Origin of the sequence: Streptomyces aurantiacus JA 4570 (assembly GCF_000414115.1) — a bacterium.
Taxonomy (GTDB): Bacteria; Actinomycetota; Actinomycetes; order Streptomycetales; family Streptomycetaceae; genus Streptomyces; species Streptomyces aurantiacus_A.
On sequence record NZ_AOPZ01000252.1, the window covers coordinates 1 to 715 of the forward strand.

Annotated in this window: 1 protein-coding gene and 1 pseudogene; both read left to right on the plus strand. The window is 65.7% G+C overall.

The genetic code is table 11. The features are described 5' to 3' along the window. Positions 1–132 (plus strand): annotated as a pseudogene (locus STRAU_RS43830) (alpha-amylase); the annotation flags it as partial. Continuing rightward, positions 129–715: alpha-amylase family glycosyl hydrolase (locus STRAU_RS23735; protein ID WP_037661468.1), on the plus strand; the 587-nt coding region annotated here is incomplete at its 3' end. The pseudogene STRAU_RS43830 and the gene STRAU_RS23735, both read left to right, overlap by 4 nt.

The following is a 715-nucleotide window of genomic DNA, read 5'->3' on the forward strand; positions in this document are numbered from 1 at the left end:
GACGAGCTGACCGGCGAGACCTATCACTGGGGCAGCACCAACTACGTACGCCTGGACCCGGCCCGGGCGCCCGCGCACGTACTGGTCCTGCGACCGTCCTCACCGCTGATCGGAGGGTCACCCACACCATGATTGTCAACGAGCCCGTCCAGGACACCTTCGAGGACACCCCCGCCCGCGACCGCGACCCCGACTGGTTCAAACGCGCCGTCTTCTACGAGGTCCTGGTGCGTTCCTTCCAGGACAGCAACGGCGACGGCATCGGCGACCTCAAGGGCCTGACCGCGAAACTGGACTACCTGCAATGGCTCGGCGTCGACTGCCTGTGGCTGCCGCCCTTCTTCAAGTCCCCCCTGCGGGACGGCGGTTACGACGTCTCCGACTACACCGCCGTGCTGCCCGAGTTCGGCGACCTCGCCGACTTCGTGGAGTTCGTCGACTCCGCCCACCAGCGCGGCATGCGCGTGATCATCGACTTCGTCATGAACCACACCAGCGACCAGCACCCCTGGTTCCAGGCATCCCGCGCCGACCCCCAGGGCCCGTACGGCGACTACTACGTCTGGGCCGACGACGACAAGCAGTACAGCGACGCCCGCATCATCTTCGTCGACACCGAAGCCTCCAACTGGACCTTCGACCCCGTCCGCAAGCAGTACTACTGGCACCGCTTCTTCTCCCACCAGCCGGATCTGAATTACGAGAACCCGGCCGT